Source organism: Blautia sp. HCP3S3_B11, from assembly GCF_052064435.1.
Taxonomy (GTDB): domain Bacteria; phylum Bacillota; class Clostridia; order Lachnospirales; family Lachnospiraceae; genus Blautia_A.
In genome coordinates, this window is record NZ_JBQHVP010000017.1 from 14,297 (window position 1) to 34,339 (window position 20,043).

Sequence of the window (20,043 nt, forward strand, 5' to 3'; positions counted from 1 at the left end):
TCAACATGTAAACTTTTCTCTCTATTCCTTATTTTCGCGCTAATTATAACGCAGTTATATACAAAAAGCAATTATTGATTTTGCACGAATTTTGCAGGTATTCCATACGCTTAGTTATAATATTGATAAATAACGCAATTCCTTTTCCGGTCAAAACTTAATATGTTATTGTTCACTCCGCTCTTAGCAACATATCCCGTAGGATAATTGTGTCTGAGCAATAACCTTAATATACAAAAATTGCAACTCCATAAGCTGGCAGCGGATATGCAAATGAGAACTGTCTGTTATCGCATTCCTGTTTCACAGCCTTGAATGTCTTTGGCTCTGTCAGTCCATGCTCGTCCATGATCAGCTTATACTGTTTCTTCTTCGGAACACCAACTCTGTAATCCGGACGGTCAACCGGTGTAAAGTTAACTACATACAGAATATTATTTCTCTTCGTCGGCGATTTTCTTACAAAGCTGAAAATACTTCTGTCTCCGTCATTGGCATTGATCCACTCAAAGCCTTCCGGATCATTATCAGCCGCATAGAGCGCCGGATATTTCTTATAAATAGTAAGAAGATCATGTACATAATTCTGCAGGTCTTTATGAGGTTCCTCATTCAGCAGGAACCAGTCAAGTTCTCTCTCCTCACTCCACTCACGAAGCTGTCCGAATTCCTGTCCCATGAAAAGGAGCTTCTTACCTGGATGACAGGTCATAAAGGAATATGCCGCCTTTAAGTTCTTGAATTTATCCGGCAGTTCGCCCGGCATCTTCTCAAGCATGGAGCATTTCAGATGAACCACTTCATCATGAGAAAGAACCAGTACATATCTCTCACTGTATGCATAAGTCATGGAGAATGTCATCTTATTATGATTGAATTTACGGAAATATGGATCCAGTTTCATATATTCCAGGAAGTCATTCATCCATCCCATGTTCCATTTCAGGCTGAATCCAAGTCCATCTTTCTCAGCATCTCCTGTAACCATCGGCCATGCTGTCGATTCCTCAGCGATCATCACTGTTCCATGATTTCTGCCGAGAACAACGGTATTCAGATGTTTAAAGAATTCAATCGCTTCCAGGTTCTTGTTTCCGCCGTATTTATTCGCAACCCATTCTCCGTCTTTCTTACCATAGTCAAGGTAAAGCATAGAGGCAACCGCATCCACACGAAGTCCGTCTACATGACACTCTTCAATCCAGTAAAGAGCATTTGCGATCAGGAAGTTCTTAACCTCCGGGCGACCATAATTGTAAATCTTAGTTCCCCAGTCAGGATGTTCTCCCTGTCTCGGATCTGCATGCTCATATACTGCAGTTCCGTCAAAATTTGCCAGACCATGGGCATCCTTCGGGAAATGTGCAGGTACCCAGTCAAGAATAACGCCAATCTTATTCTGGTGGAAATAATCGATCATATATTTGAAATCCTGCGGTGTTCCGTATCTGGAAGTCGGTGCATAATATCCGGTTACCTGATATCCCCAGGAACCATCAAACGGATGCTCGGCGATTCCCATTAATTCTACATGAGTATAACCCATCTCTTTTACATATGCAGTCAGAGAATGTGCAAGTTCCCGATAATTATAGAATCCTTCTTCATTCTCCTCTGTCCACGAATGTTTCACCCAGGAACCCGGATGAACTTCATAGATTGCCATCGGCTGTACTGTCTCGTCAAACTTCTCTCTGTTCTTGATCCATGTAGCATCTTTCCATTTATAATCTGTAATGTCTACAATCCTTGATGCCGTTCCCGGACGCTTCTCAGCCGCATTTGCATACGGATCGGCTTTATAAAGCTTCTCTCCATGTGCTCCTACGATAAAGAATTTATATAACTGTCCGATCTTGGCTCCCGGAACAAACACTTCATAGACACCGATCGGTCCTACCTTCTTCATCGGACTGGCCTCTTCATCCCAGTCATTAAATTCACCAATTACAGATACTGACTGGGCATTTGGTGCCCAGACCGCAAAATATACGCCTTTTTTTCTTCGATATGTAGTAGGATGAGCGCCCAATTTCTTATATACTTCGTAATTGGTTCCCTGTCCAAACAAATACTGGTCTAAATCCGTAAATTTCATACTCTCGCCCATCTGGAGTCCTCCCTTAATATTCATGTTTCTATCTTTTCACGGATACGAAAATATTATTGCTCACTGCAACATAAACAATAACACAAGAAGAACCCTGCAAAGCAGGATTCTCAGCCTGCGGTGGATCGTTCCAGACAACATCTTCCTTACTGCGCAATGCGATCCGGCCCGGCAGGGCTATGAACTGACTCTTAGTCATTCTATAAGCTTTATTATACCAACCCCCGTTCGCTACGTCAATCAAAAATATGTGTATATTTAACAATTTTCATGCGTTTTTTGTGTTATTTTTGTAAAAAACACAAAAAGCAAAGAAACGCTGTCTTTCGCATTTCTTTGCTCTTTTTATTGTCCTTTAATATTCAGAGTCATCTCCGTAATCCACAGAATCGTCACTGTAATCTTCCGAAGAATCATCGCTGTAATCGCCGCTTCCGTCGTCATAGCTTCCATCTGAACTGCTGTCATCGGTACTTCCATCCTCACTTCCATCAGAATAATCTGAGTTTCCGTCAGAAGAATCTGATGAATCAGTTGTACCATCTGTGGAATCCGTAGAAGCTGCTGCATCTGCTCCGCCCTGATATCCGGGAACACCACCGTTGCTGAGTGTACTCGGCCAGAAATCAACATAACATGCATTCTGTAATGTTACATTCTTAGCTTCCGCCATCTCACTTACCGTCACAAGTTTATATCCTCTTGCAATAAGATCCGGAATCAGTCTTATGGCAGCCTGTACGGACGGCTCATGGATATCATGCATCAGGATAATTGTTCCATCTGTAAGATCTCCGTTCATTACTGCATTATAATCCGCATCCGCATCCATCAGCTTCCAGTCTTCCGTATCCAAAGACCACATAAAGAATGGTTTATTTACTGTATTATAAATATCTGTATTTCCATCTCCGTACGGTGCACGTGCTACTGTCGATGCCTGTCCGCAGGCCTGAGTCAGTGCATCATCTGTATCAGAAAACTGTTTGGCAACTGAATCAAGGTCAATCGTAGTCAGCTGTGTATGATCCCAGGAATGACTTCCGATCTCACAGCCAAGTTCCAGCATACGTTTCGGTGCATCCGGATATGCACTTACATTCTGTCCAAGCATAAAGAATGTTGCATGTGCATTATTCGCCTCCAGGCAATCCAGAAGCTCATCTGTATACTGTCCCGGACCATCATCAAAGGTCAATGCCAGCATCGGCCGTACCTGACTCGGATCATAAGATCCATCATCATTAAAGTAGTAATCTTTTACGCCCTTTGTCACCCATCCAGTCTGAATATATCCGTTTTCATCAAATGAATATGTCACACCGTTAATATCCTGAAATCCATTTGCAAAATATGTACCATCTGCATTCTGATACCACTTTCCGTTAGTATCTTCATGCCAGCCTGCTGTCATCGTGGAGATCTTATCCGTATCTGATTTACCCTTCAGTGGCTGTCTCACAGCCGCATCAGAATTAGTCTGAACCTCTTCCGTATCTGCCTGGGCCTGCACAGTCTGATTACTGCTTCCGCCTCCGGCTACATGATGAGCGATTGGAATAATGATTCCTCTCACCACAAATACAATAGCCAGAATCAGACCAAGCACGGAAAGTCCGATCTTCGTATAATGACGAATCATCATCTGGCGTTTTTTTCTGCGCATCCTCTCGCGCAAAACCCGTTTATCCATTGTTTCCTTTCCCCGTTTCTATTTACATTAATTTAGCCAAGAACGTTTATCTGCAACTGCTGAATAGCTTCATAAGTTACTGTCATTCTTTTTGTAACTTCAATCATAACTCATTTACCCGGCAAATACAATGCCAATTATTCATTACTGTTCACTCCGTGCCCGGTAACAATTATTCTACTTCTTCTGTCCCCAGTTCCTCTTCCAGATTTACGTCAACATCAGAACCACTCTGATCTGTGCTGCTATCGTTGTCATCTGAACTTTCCACATCATCTGAAGTATCCGTATCTTCTGCATCCGTCATATCCTGTTCACTGTCTGAGTCTGAATTTTTTGCAGCTGCTTCTGCATCATCCGCGATCACATCGCCATTCGCGACTTTATCACTGACGCTTGCATTCTTTATAATAAAATCCTCTACTCTGAGAAGACCAATTGATTCGTCTACATAAGTCTGCCCGTATGTTCCAACCAATTCTGCGATATCACTGGCACCCATCTGTTCCACCAGTTCCTCCTGCAGCTGAAGGCTCTCTTTATCATCAAGTGACAGCCCTTCCGCATCCATGATTCCCTGTACAATCAGATTCTGTTTCACTTTACCTTCTGCATACTGCTGACACTGCTCGTCAAAATCATCCTGGGAAATCCCCTGGCTGTCTATGAATTCCTCTAAGGTCATATCCGCTTGTTTTGCATAAACTTCCATACTGCTCTTAAACTCAGAAATTGCAGAATCCACATCCTCCTGCGGATACTCTTTCACTTCCGAATTCTCAAGTACTGTACTCCATGCAGTATTTTTAAGAACTTCCTGTGCTGAATTCTTCGCTTCTTCCTCCAGCTGGCTGCGAACGCTTTCCTGATATTCATCCACAGTCGTATAATCTGTATTCTTTGCTACCCACTCATCGGTAAGTTCACCTGCGCGGCGCACATTCTGTACAGTGACTTTATATACAACTTCCTGACCTGCCAGAGTTTCATCTGCGTAATCTGACGGAAAATCAATCTTGATTTCCTTTGTTTCGCCTTTCTTCATTCCGATTACGCCATTCTCAAACTCATCAAACATCTGCCCCTGACCAATCACAAAATCATAATTATTGGCAGTCCCGCCATCAAAAGTCTGTCCATTCTTAGTTCCCACATAATTCACAGTTACCAGATCACCTTCTTTGGCGCTGTCAGATACAGGTTCTGCTTTATCCTGCAGATCCTGGTCAATCTGTGCCTGCACATCATCATCTGTGATTGCATCCACTGTATTATCCAGAGTCAGTCCTTTATATTCTCCAATCGTAATATATTTATCTACATTCTCAACCGACACAAGCCTGGTTGTTCCCACTTCTGCTTTTTTATTATCGGCAGACTTTTCTGTTTTTGTATTGTCTGTAATAACAGCCGCACCATCACCACATGCGGATGCAGTCAGTGCAAAACAGGCTGCAAACATGGCAAGATATATTTTTTTCTTCATAATAAAATAATACTCCCTTCTACATTCCCGGTACCGGAGTCGGTCTTGATGAATCCCATACCTCTGATACGTCAAAAAGATCACTGAGCATTTCAGGATTATAGTACATTCTGTATCCATCCAGATTTCTTCTTCCCTGACGGAAATAATCATCTGTAATCTGTACGAAATACTGGCTGGAATCTACATTACAGAAATAACGGTATCCCTGACTCTTATAAAATTCATATTTCTCATTATCAGCAGAATATCCTTCCCAGCTTCCGATATCTGCTCCAAATGCAAAGATGATCATATCTGTTTTCCCAAGAATCGGAGCGACATATTTCTGCCACTTTTTATCATCTCTCTTTAAATCATCCAGCGAAGTAGCTCCAACATCCTTATGTCCCCAGGTATGGCTGGCAAACTCCCAACCCTCTGCTTTCATAGCCTTCGCTACCTTCTTTGCATTCTTTACTTCCTGCTTATAATCAAAATCCGGGTTCTCCTCCAGAAACTTCTTCTGGTCATTCTGGAGTTTCTTTCCTGTTTTATATGCAATGTCCGTACGATAGCCAAGAACGCCATCATAACCTGTCATCGCCAGGATGCCTTTCCTTCCATGATAAGAAAAGTCCGGATGTTCTTTTACAAAGGTATCGATCAACGGAACCACATCGTAGTCTCCTGTGGAAATACTTCCGTCGTCCTCTATATATTCATTCTTAACTTCACCATTGGAATCCACAACAAGTTTTGACGCAAACCCATCTCCATCCATATAGTGATAGTAACTTACATCATCCTGTGATAAAACAAACGGAATCTTTCCCGGTGGCAGCATAATACTGCCTCTGGACATTGTTCCATCTTCATTTACAACTGCCATATCATGAGGGCTGACCATTACATAACCTTTATCATACATATTCTGTATGATCTTATTAAATTCATCAATTGTTGTCATATACTGATTATATCCGTCAGAATCCGACTCTCCGTCAAAAGCTTTCGAGGTGTCCTTAATCAGTGTATGGAAAAACACATGTGTGATTTGTTCGAGCGGATATTCTGTGCAGGTAGCTTTCGTGTTCTCATAATCAGCCACCGCATTCTGCATATCTGTATTACTATCATAATCCGGCTGACTTTTTAGAAGTTCTATGGCTCCATCATAATTGTACTGTGTTGCCATAAGTGAAGCCTGCTCCAGCGGAGATTCCTGTGTTTCAGCCTGCTCTCCCTCATTCAGGCTGGTACCCTGCTGCTCATTCTCTGTTGTATCAGTATTCTGTTCTGTATCAGCATCCTGACTACCATCTGTCTGTACTGTTCCCTTCTCTGTTTCTGTACTTCCAGCTTTGGAATTCAGGAACGGAATATCCTGTTCAAACGGAAGGATTCCGCACCCGCTAAATCCCAGTGATACGCATAAAACTGCTGCCATCACACATGCTGTTTTTTTTCTCATATTCTGCCCCTTTCAATTATGCGTCACCTTTATTCTGTCAGTGAACACTGTTCGTCCCCTTTATTATTCTCATCCCATAGTCGGGACCGGCACCGGTCTGGAAGAATCAAACACTGCCTGTGCATCAAACAGATCCGAAAGAAGTTCCGGATTATAGTACATTCTGTATCCATCCAGATTTCTCCTTCCCTGGCGGAAATAATTGCTGCGGATCTGTACGAAGTACTGACCGGAATCCACATTGCAATAATAATTATACCCCTGGCTCTTAAGATATTCAAATTTCTCCCCTGAATAATCTTCTACACTGGTAAGATCTGCACCAAATGCAAAAATAATAATATCTGTTCCACCAATCAGCGGATCAACATTCTCTTTAAATTTCTGTGTATCTGCCTGTAATCTCTCCAGACTTATCTGACTTACATTCTGATGGCCCCAGGTATGACTCGCAAACAGCCATCCTTCATCTTTCATGGCCTGCGCAACTTTGGCAGCGCCTTCCCTCTCTGTATTCAGATCAAAATCCGGATGTTCATCAAGCCATTTCACTTTATCTGCATCCAAATCATCCGGACGGGTTTCATAACTGCTGTCTGTACGATAACCAAGAATTCCATTGTATCCTGTAAGCGCTACAATTCCTTTTGCTCCTCTGTATGAGAAATCCGGATGTTCTTCCACGAAACGGTCAATCAGAGGAACCATATCATAATCTCCTACAGAAATACTGCCATCATCTTCTACATATTCATTACGAATCTTGCCTTCATCATCCACAATAAGTTTCGTGGCAAATCCGTCCCCGTCCATATAATGATAATAACATACATCATCCTGTGAAAGGACAAACGGCACTTTACCTGGCGGAAGCAGAATTTCTCCCATATTCATGTTTCCATTCTCATCTGCTGTCGCCATATCATAAATGCTGACCATGACATATCCCTTATCATACATACTCTGCGTGATCTGATTAAATTCATCAATCGTTGTCATAACCTGGTCATAATCCCCTGTTTTATAATCCCCGTCAAATGCCTTGCTGGTATCTTTAATCAGTGTATGATAGAAAACATGTGTCACCTGATCTAACGGCCAGGAAACACAGGAATCTTTCTTCTTCTGGTAAACCTTGACCGCATGCTGGAATTTCTCGCTTGTCTGATAAGTGTCACTGCCCTGAAGCAAAGCAATAGCCTTATCATAGTCATACTGATTTGCCGCATATTTTGCCTGTCTGTAAAGAGCTTTATCTTCTTTGCTCAGACTCTCTCCTTCCTGCGCTGCCTCAGGTGTTGCTGTATTTTCAGCTTCCGCTTCTCCTTCTGCTTCTGCGGTTGTCTGGGCAATCTCTTCTTTCCTTGTACCAAATGACTTTGCCATCTGAGTGATCTTTGTCTGCTGCTCGCTGAAAAATGTCTGCAATTCTTCCCCGTAAAATCCCACGCCGATTCCGATTGCTGCCGCTGCCACTACTACGATTCCACCGGCAATACGCACTCTCTTTTTTCTGCGGCGAAGTTTATTGCGCCGTTCCAGTCTGGCTGCTCTTCGGGCCTCATATGCTTTATTGTCGTCATAGAAGAAATCCTCATCCTCACTTGCAGCCGGAGGTTCTTTCTCCTCAGATGACTTATCCTGTACTTCTGTCTCTGAAGTCTGTGCCTGTTTCTCTGTTTCTGATTCCTGCAAAGCACTATCTGCATTTGTATCTGTTGCATTTGTATCTTCTGCATTTGTATTGGCATCTGCCATACTTGTGTCTACTGCATTCGTATCTGCCGTATTTGCAGCCATTTCATTTTTAGTTACTTCTTCCTTATCTGAAAGTCTCTCCTCTGTACTTTCAGAGTCAGGCTTTAATTTGCTCATACTTTCCTCCTTTTTATCCTCTGAATAAGTAATTGGTGACCGGTTACTGTATCACTTTTATTGTTATCTGGATAACCATATTATAACCACACACAGGCTTTCCATCCTGTAAAAATGTTTTTACTACAATTATAACGTATAATAATACAAATTTCCAGTTGCTATTCGCACTACGCTTTCTCGCAAAATGTTTTTATATACACCTGCCAAAATCCCAAGAATTCTTTTTTAATAATTGCGTTTTGTCCTGTTTAATGATAAAATAATTTTTATGCAATGGGCTGTCTATCTGTAACAGTCCCTGTGAAAACACACATATTAGGAGGATGCAAATGAGTACAGTAACAATAGTCCTTCTGGTCATTCTTGTTATCCTGATCGCTGCACTGATCGGTTTATATTTCTTCGGCAAAAAAGCTCAGAAGAAACAGGAAGAACAGCAGGCTCAGATTGAAGCAACAAAACAAACCGTTTCCATGCTGGTTATCGATAAAAAGAGGATGCCGTTAAAAGAATCCGGACTTCCTCAGATGGTAATTGAACAGACACCTAAGCTTATGCGCCGTTCCAAACTTCCGATCGTTAAAGCCAAAGTCGGACCAAGGATTGCTATCATGATCGCAGATGAGAAAGTCTTCGATCTGATTCCGGTTAAGAAAGAAATCAAAGCCGAAGTAAGCGGTCTTTATATCGTAGGCGTGAAAGGAATCCGTGGTTCTCTGGAAGCACCGGCTCCTAAGAAGAAAGGTTTCTTCGCAAGATTTAAGAAAGATAAAGCTGCTAAATAATCACCAGTTAAATCAGTCAGGTGAATATTTACTGTATGAAAAAGGCCGATGATCTTTGATATGTCTCCTGCTTCGCAGGCAGCATATCCCCATATAAGATCATCGGTCTTTTATTTAATTCTAATCGTTTTACACCTATCTGTAAGTTCTTCTATTTATAGGTTCCATTCAAGTCCCCTCTCACTGCTTATTGCTCTTCGCAATTGAAGCAGGGGACTTACTTGATTCGGTTAAATCGTGAAATCCTTACAATCCTTCGGCTGTGCCTTAATCGCAAGATAGCAGTCTGCCACATGCTCCTGATTCATATCCAATGCATAGTCAACCTTCATATCAAGGCTGCCGTCATTTTCCTCCAGATTCATATTCGTTGCAGCAATTCCCATCTCGATCGTTCCATAAGGAGTCGTATAGTAAGTCATATTCTTCTTGCCCTGTTCAAAAACCATGTGAACATTAACCACACCTTTTTTGCGGACTTCCATGCCCTTAGGTGATATTTTTATGTAATTAATCGTAGGTTCTGCGAAATCCTCCAGAATCTCTTCATAACGCAGATAATGACTTCCATTCCGGAAATAATACTGTCCAGGTACAACAATCTCGACCGGTTCCTGATCGCCATCTGCATCTATTGTCTGAAGTCCCCTTACGTGAATCAGTACTTCTTTATCCATTTCTCTCATACTCCTGATATTCTTCTATAGCTTTGTTTTTATGTATCATTCCAGCTGCTACAATATTTTTAAGAATCACTATAATTCAGTACCTGACAGTTCATATAATCAATCACACTGTCTTCTCTTTTGCAGCTATAATATATCAATACTTTTCTATGTCTATTTTCTTGGTCATCTCCACATCATACGGCAGAATCGAATTGGCAAATGCCTTAAACTCATCCGCCAGGTCACTTACATAGAAGCGGTACGGAAACTCATTCTTCTCTGTACCTTCGCTGGAAAGTCCTTTCTCATCCAGCAATCTGCGCAGCTCAAGCGCAGTCTCATAAGCCGGATTCACCAGACACACATCCTCTCCCATGATCTTTCTGATCGTAGATCGAAGCAGTGGATAATGCGTACATCCCAGGATAAGTGTATCTACCTCTTTATCCTGCAGCTCCTTCAGATATCTGGCAGCAACCTCATCTGTCACAGGATCATGTAGCCATCCTTCCTCAACCAGCGGTACAAAAAGGGGGCATGCTTTTGCAAAGACTGTGATCGTTGGATCCAGTTTCTTAAGGTATTCTGCATGTATACCACTTCCTACTGTTCCTACAGTACCAATAATTCCAACCCTTTTATTCTTAGTATGGGCTGCTGCAACCTCAGCTCCTGGTTCTATTACACCAATGATCGGAATATCAAATTCATCTCTTACTGCATCCAGTGCAAATGCACTTGCCGTGTTACAGGCAATGACGATTGCCTTGACCTGCTGTTCCTGCAGAAAACGGATGATCTGCCGGGAGTACCGGATAATTGTCTCTTTCGATTTACTTCCATAAGGCACTCTCGCCGTATCACCAAAATATACGATTTTCTCTGAAGGAAGATTGCGCATGATCTCACGCGCAACGGTCAGTCCTCCCACACCGGAATCAAATACTCCAATCGGTGCCTCTCTGTCTATATTCATTAATTTCTCTCCATCTCTATTGATTGTTCGTAACTGTTCAGTACCTCGCGGAATAGCAGACTGCTGAATTGTTACGATTGTTCATTATCTTTCATAATGATTGTCCCATTATTCTATCACCAATCAAGAGCCCGCGCAAGCCAGAAGGATATCTTTATGTCATCTTTCTGGTCTTTATTTTCCTCAGGGATCTGAGAGAAACAGAATTTTGGATAGAGCGTTCCCCACCATGCGGTAACTGCTGTCTGTTCCTGTCGTTTTTGTGCGAAATTTTGTACTTGCTGCGGTATCGTTCCCGCCAGAATCGCACCTGCAAGTCCTCCTATAATCGTAATGGTCAATTTCTTTGCTATCTTTCCTGCTATACCTGTTTTTCTTTTTATCATTGCATAAACCTCCTGTTAATTCTGTTATTGAAATTATTTACACATTCTGAAGATTTATACTTCCATTCCTGATATTCACATAGGGCAATTCCTTTAGCTTATCTTCTTTATACTTTTCATAAAAAAGCTCCCTGAGAGTCACCATCTCTGTATTTTCCCCAGACATTCTGTTCTCAAGCAGCCCTGAAATATATTCTCCCACCGACGAATTATCCTCCCCCTGCCAGTTCAGAATCTCTGCCGCATTTTCCGCTTCAAATACATAAAGATCCTCCCCGACAAAAGCCTCCTGTTTCAGATAATCGAGGACCATTCTCCAACGTCCATCTTCTACAAGTGTCTGTCCAATGACCAGCACCTGCAGATGTCCCATATCCAGAAGTTTCTCCTGCGAACGGTCATATGCCTGCTCAATCTGCGTAAAATCAGAACCACTGATCTGCAGAAGTCTTGCCCCGCCATCTTCCTCTTCTTTCCCCTGTCCGGTACTCTCCGACATATCCGGCATCCCATAAGACAGAAGAATTCCCTCCGGCGAAGCGTCCACGCCAAGCGCCATCGGATATATTCTCTTTTCTGGCTCCACAGCCACACCACATCCTCCCAGGAAAAAGCTGAGCGCCAGAATTCCGGCAACCACAGCAGGCGCTTTCTTCCTGTGATTCTTATGTCTCTCCTTTCCTCTGAAAAACAGATAAACCTGGCAGATTAAAATTCCCGGAACAAAAACATATGCCAGAATCCACCCAAAATAATTTAAGATTCCATTTCCATTCTCTTCCAGAAGTGATATCAGAAATATCATCGCCGGCATCCATAACCGCCCCGTACCAAGGTGTGCTTTTCGGATAATCTGATGTCCATAATGCAGCAAACTTCCTATTGCAAAAAGCAGGCTGTATAACAAAAATCCCATCCATATAATATCAAAACGCGCCAACACATTTCCGGGAAGATCAGCGCCGTCCAATAACGGTAAAACCGGATAACTTTCCGCTTTTATCCTGTCATATCCCAGCACTGCCGGAAGCAGAAGTTCCATTCCTATAAGAAGCACTCCCAGTGTCAGGATCGCACCCTCTGCAGTCTTCCCTGCACTTCCATATTTCTCCACATCTCCCATCAGAAATGGCAACAATGCAACCGCCGAAAATGCACATAATATCCCGTAAAAAGACTGCCGGATATTCTTCCCTGTAACCTCATTCCACTGCAGTGCTTCCATAAAATACTCTGCCTTCGCCTGAGGTACGCAAAGTGCCAGCATAATCACAATTCCCCCCAGAAGCAGGCCTCCGGAAACTTCCGCCATTCGCCCCCTTCTCTGCATTCCCTTATAAGTTCCCAGCGAACACGCCACTATCGCCCAGAACGCAATCCATCTGCCGGAAACTCCTGTGATAAGACTCGCAGGAACCAGATATCTTAAAAGTGCCAACAGATATCCTCCTGCCAGCAATACATAAAGCAAAAAGAAAATCCCAATCAGCCGCCCAACAAAACCTCCCGCAGATTTTACAAGATCATCAAAAGCAGGCGTGAGGCGAATCAGCAAAATCACATAAAAACCAAGTAAAATCAATGCAAGCACAGTCCCTGTCACAGCGCTGATCCCATTTATTCCACCTTTTCCAAAAATACAAAGCATAAACGGTGCAAGAAGTGCCAGTATCATCTGTCTGTATAATTGTCTGTGAGAAATTCTGTTATTCTCTGCAAATCTCATGAACCGGATTCCCTCCTTTTTAACCGGATTTTCTGTTCTTCTCTTGCAAAAAGTGGTCTTAAGCTTCTTCTCCGCAAAGGAATTCTCAAGATTCCCTCTCCTCCATTGCCCGCCTGTTCTTTCTTTATAAAAGGCACCAGATACGGAACCGAGAAACTCATCAGCCCTGCCAGATGACTCACCAGCAGATATACTCCTAATACAAGCCCATAAATTCCAAGATATCCTCCCAGAATCAGAAATCCATATTTTACCAATCGGAATGCCGCTGCAAATTCTTCATTCGGAACCGTCATTGAACCCAGTGCTGTCAAAGCCATGATCATTACAACGATCGGGCTTACCAGATTTGCATCTACTGCTGCCTGTCCAATAATCAGGCCGCCCACGATTCCGATGGCATTTCCAAGCGATCCCGGAACCCTCACCCCTGCCTCCCTGATCAGTTCAAAAGCCAGTTCCAGAAAAATAAGTTCCACTACGCTTGAAAAAGGGACACCCTCCCTCGCCTCAGCAAAAGACAAAATCAAAGAAGATGGCAGAATCTGTGTATGAAAACGAATCACCGCCAGATAAAGTCCCGGCAGGATTGTTGCCATAATCACTGCCAGATATCGCAGTATCCTCAGAAAAGAAGCCATTTCAAATCTGTGATACCAGTCCTCGCTGCTCTCCATAAAGCTGTTGAAATTCCCCGGCAAAATTAAAGCTTCCGGTGAATTATCACATAAAATCACAACCTTACCATTCAGAATTTCCTGCACAGCGCGGTCCGGCCGTTCTGTTGTCTGATACTGCGGAAAAGGCGAATACCATACATCCTCCGTCAGCTGTTCCAGCATACCGCTGTCCAGAATCCCATCAATCTGAAACTCCTCCAGCCTTTCTTTTACCTTTTCCAGAAGTTCTTCATGTACCAGGTCATCCATATACAATACCTGAGTCAGGGTATGAGAACGCACTCCAATCCTATACTCTTCCACTTTAAGTCTGGTATCCCTAAGTCTCTTTCTTACCAATGCGCTGTTGCTCTTTACACTGTCTGAAAATCCCTCCCGGGAACCTCTGAGAACTTTCTCTGATTCGGCCTTCATCACTCCCATAGACGGATAACCCTTGCTGGAGATTTTCATTGCTTTGTCATAGCCATCTATAAAAAATACGGCATTTCCGGTCAACATGGCTTCTATGGCCTCGTCCAGATCTTCCAGCTTCTTCACATCTGCGATTCCAAGGCTGTTATGCTGAACAAATTCCTGAATCTGTCCGGGAGAAATTTCCCAGAAATGATTGATCATCTTTCCAATGGCAGAATCGTCCAGCATCATATTAGAAACCGCAACCTCTATATAAACCATGAGACAGTCTACTTTATGGTTCTCTCCGAGTCGCATCGGACGGATCAGAATATCAGCACAATTCTCCAGTCTGCTTCGCAGATACTTTTCATTCTCCCGCAGATTTGCAGATACCTTTCGGGAAATTTCCGGTTCTTTCACAGTTATCACCTCGTTTCTATACGAATCCTGCTTGCAGGATTCTCCGCCTGATAAAAAAAGAGAGGCTTTTCGCCTCTCTTAGAATTTCCCGATATTAAAAATTATATACGCAGCAATTCACAATCCCAGCACTGTTCTATCTGCGACCTCTGGATTTCTCCTTCTCTAAGCGCTCGCGTTCTGCATTCTCAGCCTCAATTGAACGCAGAATAGCCATTCTCTGATTCTCAATATGCTGGAAGGAAAGCTGTTTCGCGCGTTCGACGTCACGTTCCTTAATTGCCTTGGTAAGTTCCTCGTGCTCTTTCACAAGCAAATCTCTCGTCTCTCCTTCTTTGAGATATTCCACACGATAACGGTAAATCTGCTCACGCATATTGTTGAGAACCTGAATCAGTCTCTTATTATCCGAAGCCTGATAAATAATCTCATGAAACGCAACATCCGCCTCGGCAAGCTTTACAAGATTTCCCTCTGTGATCGTATGCTCAAACTCCTTGGCAGCAAGCCAGAGTCTACTCATCTCTTCTTCTGACATACGTGCGCAGGCTTTCTCAATAGCTACGTTTTCAAGGGCAATACGAACCTCCAGAACATCGTTCAGATCCTTCTCTGTAATGTTCGCAACCTGAGCTCCACGTCTCGGGATCATCACGACCAGCCCCTCCTGCTCCAGCTTACGCATCGCTTCTCTGATCGGAGTTCTGCTCACTCCAAGTCTCTCTGCAAGGGCAATCTCCATCAGTCTCTCGCCCGGCTTCAGCTCTCCTTTGAGGATTGCCTGACGCAATGTATTAAAAACCACATCTCTCAATGGCAGATATTCATTCATGTTTACTGAAAATTCACTTGTCATTTGTGTCTCTCCCTTACTTTCGTTACTTCTGTCGCAAAAACAGTCTTAGCCAGATTACTCTGTCTGAGTACTGCTGCCGCAGCCTCCATCTTCTCACGATCATCAAAAATGCCAAACACCGTCGGACCGCTCCCACTCATCATCGCTTTAAGCGCTCCGTTCGCTTCCATCAGGTCTTTAATCTCACCAATCACCGGATACTTCCCGATGATTCCTGATTCGAAAACATTTCCCATCTTATCCGTCATCGCCAGAAGATTACCATTCTCAATATCCCTGATCATTCCGTCAATATCCGGATGGGACTGAATCTTATCAAGCTGCAGACTCTCATAAGCTGTCTTTGTAGATACACCAATTCCCGGCTTGCCGATCAGCACATAACAGTCCGGAACCTGTGCGATTCTGGTAAGTTTCTCGCCAATTCCTTCTGCCAGCGCAGTTCCACGCATAATACAATAAGGAACGTCTGCGCCTATATTCACTGCACGATCCATCAGGTCTTTCTCACTAAGCCCCAGTTTAAACAGATGGTTCATTCCTACCATCGCTGCTGCCGCATCTGAACTTCCGCCAGCCATTCCCGCCGCAACAGGGATAAATTTCTCAAGACGGATATCTACGCCTTCTTTTACCTGAAATTCATCCATCAGAAGCTTCGCCGCTTTATACACCAGATTTCGTTCATCGCTGGGAATATACGGATAATTTACAGACAGAGAAATTCCCGGTTTCTTCACTTTCTTCATTTCCAGTACATCATACATCTGAATTGTCTGCATGATCATCCGGACTTCGTGATAACCATCCTCTCTCTTTCTGAGAATATCCAATCCCAGATTTATCTTTGCAAATGCACGTAAACGCATAATTCCCTCCGATTTTCTCTTGTACTTTGTATACAATAAAATATTTTGTACATATTTTAAAACATTTCATAGCTATTTTCAATATATGTTTCTTTATTTTTGTGGAACATTTTTTCAATTGATTCCTATTCACTCCATGCCAGGTAACACTCTTCGCAATGCACAGAATTTACCCGGATTTTGGAATATCATTGCAAAATATCAGCATATAAATATAATCTCTGTTAATCATTGCGGCACCTGCTTTACCAGGATTAGTGGCTGCCCTGCTTTCACCTCTTTTTCTGCAAGATTGTTTACATTGCAGATCTCATCCACAGTCGTGTAAAATTTCCTTGCAATGTCCCACAAAGTATCCCCATTTTTAACAATATAAACCGTAATTCCAGGCATACTTTCAATCTTTTTGCGGTCAAGCGGCTGTTCCTCCACCGATTCAATAATCTGTTCTTCCCATTGTCTGAACACCAGCACATTCAATCCCACTGCCGCCTTAACTTCAATCTCAGCTCCATCCGCCATTGCAGTGGAAAGTTGCTCCAGATCCGCCTGCAGAAAATACGTACAGTCCTGCCCGATATCTTTCGCTTCGACCAGATGCGTAAACGGCAGCATAGCATCCATGGAATAAAATGGCATCTCATCATTTCCTATAATATACAGAATCTTAAGAGCCACAATTCCCTCTGCCACAATTCCTTTGTCCGTTATTCTGGTCTTATCCACCTTTACCTTGCCACTGCTGTGACAAAGTTGTAGAACTTTTCCCTGATTCTCTTTCACTTCTATTCTGTCCGTCAGCCTGCATTTGGAAAAATTGCGTACCAGAAGACTCTCCAGCATCTCATTTTTTCTATGCAGAACACACTCCTTTACAGGGCTATATGCATCCAGAAGCAACTCATGTTCTTCCTCTTTGTACATCCTCATGTTTAACTCCAGAACTGCGTCCACCTGCAAAATGCGCTCTTCCCCATCCGGATCGGGTTTCACTTCCATTCCCTGATGAATCAGCGATACCTCAATATGCGGAATCAGTTCCTCCAGACAGCCGGTACATTCTGCCTCATTATTAAATGGCATAATATACTCCAGCCACTGCGGCGGATCTTCTTCCTCCGAACCTGTATATAGAACAAAAACTGCCAGCTCTCCTTTTACCCGGAGCTTATTTTCTTCCGGACGGATATCAAGATTTCGAGGTTCGATGGTATACCACAAAAGATTCTCCACATTTGGCCGGTTTGATGCAAGGGTAATATCATCTTTGATACGCAGAGTGTCCTTTTTATGTACGCACAGATTCATAAGCGGAATTGTCTTTTTCTTTACAGAAATCTCCGCATCATCCAGAGCAGCAGGAAGTTTAACCTCTGCCAGCTCATCCACCACCGCATAAAACGTTACGATTGCCTTGATATTTAATTTTCTGGAATGAATCACATGAACACTGAGATCCTCAATCTCCCAGTTCAGGCACAGCTTATCTCCCCCTTCGATTCCCTCCAGGTTGATGACCTCATCCATCGGAAGCTTCGCTGAAAGACTGTATATTTTTCCCTCTTTTTCCCCGACGTAAAGCAAATCCACATTCAGTGTTCCTTTAAGCAGGGCTCTCCCCTCGCTCAGACGGACTTCATCCATAGAGACTTCTGCTTTACTCTGTACCATCCTGCCGATATCCGGTTTCACATCCGGTACATTATAGTCTTCGTCAAAAGTCACCTGACTTGTTGCTTTATTCTTGATACGCAGCATTTGGATACTCTCTTTTTTTAATTCCAATCTTCTTCATTCCTTTCCTGATATGATACCTTTTCACCTTTACTCTGACCAACGCAAAACGTATGCCACCGGCACACTGTACCCTCAAATTAGATACTCAGGATTCAATCAACTATATAGTTCTGAACCAAATAATAGCCTAATAACCTATCACTATTACCTGCTCTGCTCCCGATAACATCTTATGTCCTTACCCGGAAAACTCCACAGGCTTCTTTGTTTCTGCTATCTTCAGAACAATACATGGATAAGACGGCTCACTTCCTGCTTTCTCCTCCGCCGGGCCAATCAGCCTCGTTTTGCAGAACACCGCATTCTCCGATTCAGAAACCTCCTCCACCTGAATGCTGTAACCTCCCGTAAGCTGTTCCCCATATCCTTTCATCAGATACCGTACATCTCCTACCTGGTATGTCATCTGAAATGTTTTCTCCTTCTTCTGTTCCATCAGCTCCACAGCCTCCGCCGGGATCTCTTCCTGCTTTACGATCGTATATTTCAGAGGTGTCCGTTCTCCTTCTTCAATTCTGATCAGCTGACAGCCCGTTAATATGACCATCAGCAGAAATATACAGACCAGCCCTGCAGCCTTTTTGCCCATAATGCACCCATGTTCATTCTTTACTAGCTATTTTATGTTTTAATCCGGATGGTTATTACTATTGTTCATACGTGATTCTCCTGAAATGCATATTACTGATTTACTCTTTTCACAGTAACAAATACTTAGTTACTGTTCACTCCGTTCCCAGCAACACGCTTCGCGATGCACAGAATTTATGCTAATCGCATAAATTCGCGCGGTATGTCTCGGGTTTTCTGTGACCTTCGCTCACAAAAAACACCTCGCGGGATATTACCAGTGAACAGTAACAATACTTAGCCATACAGCGTGAATTTATGTTTTTATTTCTTGCAGGATATCCCATAATTCTTTATAATAGAAGGAACACCGTAATCATTCAACGCCTGGTGTACCAACAAGTTAATTTCTTGAACAATCTTACAGGATAGCAGATTGCTGAATGATTACATACAGTCACATTACATGAGCATTTTTATGCCCGGAAAGGAATTAAATAATGATACGATTTATTCTCGTCTGTATCGTGGTGATCGGATATCTGATCCTGTCCATTCCTATTCTTCTGGTCGAATGGATCATAGGCAAATTTTCTCCTATGACAAAGGATGTCAGCTCTCTCCGAATCATCCAGGCAGTATTTCGCTTCATCCTCTGGATTACCGGCGCCAAAGTCACAGTGATTGGAGAAGAAAATGTGCCAAAAGATACGCCAGTGCTTTATATCGGCAACCACAGAAGCTACTTTGACATTCTTCTTACCTATTCCCGCTGCCCGATCCGCACAGGCTACATCGCCAAAAAAGAAATGGAAAAAATCCCGCTCCTGTCCACATGGATGCATTACCTTCACTGCCTTTTCCTTGACAGAAAAGACATCAAACAAGGTCTGAAAACCATCCTGACAGCAGTCGATAAAGTAAAATCCGGAATTTCCATCTGTATCTTCCCGGAAGGAACCAGAAATAGAAACCAGGACGAGCTCGATATGCTCCCATTCCATGAAGGAAGCTTCAAGATCGCTACAAAAACAAAATGCCCGGTCATTCCGATCGCAATCAGCAATTCCGCCGATATCTTCGAAGCCCACTTCCCGAAAATAAAACCTGCAAAAGTTGTGGTAGAATACGGCAAGCCAATCTACCCGGATGAGCTGAGCAAAGAAGATAAAAAGCATATCGGAGAATACACGCAGAATATTATTCATGAGATGCTGGTAAAGAATAAACCTCTTACCCAGAATTGATTCAGCCAGATATTTGCAAATTCTAAAAGCCTTACCATTCAATT

Annotated in this window: 16 protein-coding genes; 2 read left to right on the forward strand and 14 right to left on the reverse strand. The window is 43.0% G+C overall.

Going from position 1 to position 20,043, the window contains the following annotated elements; all coding sequences use genetic code 11:
• Positions 1–226 precede the first annotated feature (226 nt).
• The 5 genes from glgB to ACTNC0_RS13680 form a co-directional block, all read right to left on the reverse strand.
• Positions 227–2,110 (reverse strand): 1,4-alpha-glucan branching protein GlgB, encoded by a 1,884-nt coding sequence (glgB, locus tag ACTNC0_RS13660; RefSeq protein WP_441087797.1) that lies wholly within the window; start codon positions 2,108–2,110, stop codon positions 227–229.
• 355 nt (positions 2,111–2,465) lie between these two features.
• Positions 2,466–3,803 carry a polysaccharide deacetylase family protein gene (locus tag ACTNC0_RS13665; protein WP_441087798.1) on the reverse strand — a complete coding sequence of 446 codons (1,338 nt, stop codon included), beginning with the start codon at positions 3,801–3,803 and terminating at the stop codon, positions 2,466–2,468.
• Positions 3,804–3,975: 172 nt separating this feature from the next.
• Positions 3,976–5,289 carry a trigger factor gene (tig, locus tag ACTNC0_RS13670; protein ID WP_441087799.1) on the reverse strand — a complete coding sequence of 438 codons (1,314 nt, stop codon included), beginning with the start codon at positions 5,287–5,289 and terminating at the stop codon, positions 3,976–3,978.
• A gap of 19 nt (positions 5,290–5,308) precedes the next feature.
• A complete protein-coding gene (locus ACTNC0_RS13675; protein ID WP_441087800.1) occupies positions 5,309–6,742 on the reverse strand; it encodes a polysaccharide deacetylase family protein in 1,434 nt (477 codons plus the stop codon).
• 69 nt (positions 6,743–6,811) lie between these two features.
• On the reverse strand, positions 6,812–8,617 hold the full coding sequence (locus ACTNC0_RS13680) for a polysaccharide deacetylase family protein (protein WP_441087801.1): 1,806 nt from the start codon (positions 8,615–8,617) through the stop codon (positions 6,812–6,814).
• A gap of 332 nt (positions 8,618–8,949) precedes the next feature.
• On the opposite strand from ACTNC0_RS13680, the gene ACTNC0_RS13685 reads away from it, so the two are divergent.
• Positions 8,950–9,405 (forward strand): hypothetical protein, encoded by a 456-nt coding sequence (locus tag ACTNC0_RS13685; protein WP_441087802.1) that lies wholly within the window; start codon positions 8,950–8,952, stop codon positions 9,403–9,405.
• Positions 9,406–9,635: 230 nt separating this feature from the next.
• On the opposite strand, the gene ACTNC0_RS13690 is transcribed toward ACTNC0_RS13685, so the two are convergent.
• The 9 genes from ACTNC0_RS13690 to ACTNC0_RS13730 form a co-directional block, all read right to left on the reverse strand.
• Positions 9,636–10,082 carry a DUF1934 domain-containing protein gene (locus ACTNC0_RS13690; protein WP_178761071.1) on the reverse strand — a complete coding sequence of 149 codons (447 nt, stop codon included), beginning with the start codon at positions 10,080–10,082 and terminating at the stop codon, positions 9,636–9,638.
• Positions 10,083–10,227: 145 nt separating this feature from the next.
• Positions 10,228–11,049, reverse strand: a complete 822-nt coding sequence (murI, locus tag ACTNC0_RS13695) for a glutamate racemase (RefSeq protein WP_441087803.1) — start codon at positions 11,047–11,049, stop codon at positions 10,228–10,230.
• 116 nt (positions 11,050–11,165) lie between these two features.
• The gene (locus tag ACTNC0_RS13700) at positions 11,166–11,435 is read right to left on the reverse strand and encodes a hypothetical protein (RefSeq protein WP_441087804.1); all 270 of its coding nucleotides are present in this window, start codon (positions 11,433–11,435) and stop codon (positions 11,166–11,168) included.
• Positions 11,436–11,472: 37 nt separating this feature from the next.
• Entirely contained in the window at positions 11,473–13,161 is a 1,689-nt protein-coding gene (locus ACTNC0_RS13705; protein WP_441087805.1) for a GerAB/ArcD/ProY family transporter, read from the reverse strand.
• A complete protein-coding gene (locus ACTNC0_RS13710) occupies positions 13,158–14,660 on the reverse strand; it encodes a spore germination protein (protein ID WP_441087806.1) in 1,503 nt (500 codons plus the stop codon). The genes ACTNC0_RS13705 and ACTNC0_RS13710 overlap by 4 nt, the downstream gene beginning before the upstream one ends.
• 136 nt (positions 14,661–14,796) lie before the next feature.
• Positions 14,797–15,516: a GntR family transcriptional regulator gene (locus ACTNC0_RS13715; RefSeq protein WP_117677223.1), complete on the reverse strand. Its 720-nt coding sequence runs from the start codon at positions 15,514–15,516 to the stop codon at positions 14,797–14,799.
• On the reverse strand, positions 15,513–16,385 hold the full coding sequence (gene ispE / locus ACTNC0_RS13720) for a 4-(cytidine 5'-diphospho)-2-C-methyl-D-erythritol kinase (RefSeq protein WP_441087808.1): 873 nt from the start codon (positions 16,383–16,385) through the stop codon (positions 15,513–15,515). The genes ACTNC0_RS13715 and ispE overlap by 4 nt, the downstream gene beginning before the upstream one ends.
• A 228-nt stretch (positions 16,386–16,613) precedes the next feature.
• Positions 16,614–18,170 (reverse strand): DUF3794 and LysM peptidoglycan-binding domain-containing protein, encoded by a 1,557-nt coding sequence (locus ACTNC0_RS13725; protein WP_441087809.1) that lies wholly within the window; start codon positions 18,168–18,170, stop codon positions 16,614–16,616.
• A 190-nt stretch (positions 18,171–18,360) separates the two neighbouring features.
• Positions 18,361–18,771 (reverse strand): protease complex subunit PrcB family protein, encoded by a 411-nt coding sequence (locus ACTNC0_RS13730; protein ID WP_178761076.1) that lies wholly within the window; start codon positions 18,769–18,771, stop codon positions 18,361–18,363.
• 481 nt (positions 18,772–19,252) lie between these two features.
• Here ACTNC0_RS13730 and ACTNC0_RS13735 point away from each other — a divergent pair, with 481 nt between their 5' ends.
• On the forward strand, positions 19,253–19,999 hold the full coding sequence (locus ACTNC0_RS13735; RefSeq protein ID WP_117677226.1) for a lysophospholipid acyltransferase family protein: 747 nt from the start codon (positions 19,253–19,255) through the stop codon (positions 19,997–19,999).
• Positions 20,000–20,043: the final 44 nt, after the last annotated feature.